This window comes from Brevibacterium sp. FAM 24630 (genome assembly GCF_049804075.1).
Classification (GTDB): Bacteria; Actinomycetota; Actinomycetes; order Actinomycetales; family Brevibacteriaceae; genus Brevibacterium.
The window spans coordinates 1-255 of record NZ_JBNBZD010000100.1; the positions used below are offsets into that span (position 1 = coordinate 1).

The window sequence follows — 255 nt, forward strand, 5'->3', positions numbered from 1 at the left end:
TAACGTGTTCGTCCTAGCCCATCCTCATACCCATACATCGACGAGGCATTCACCCCGACAACGCTGAGTGGACGAGCGGAAGTTGTGATGTTCCACCCATGAGCAACCCACCCAGGAACACGAACGGTTCCTGACGGTGGGGATCTGAATGTGTGCTCCTTAGAAAGGAGGTGATCCAGCCGCACCTTCCGGTACGGCTACCTTGTTACGACTTAGTCCCAATTGCCAGTCCCACCTTAGACGGCCCCCTCCCCT

General features: G+C 56.5%; 1 rRNA gene. It reads right to left on the bottom strand.

From position 1 onward, the window contains the following. Nucleotides 1-163: 163 nt before the first annotated feature. Nucleotides 164-255 (bottom strand): 16S ribosomal RNA (locus tag ACPUD7_RS17895); the annotation flags it as partial.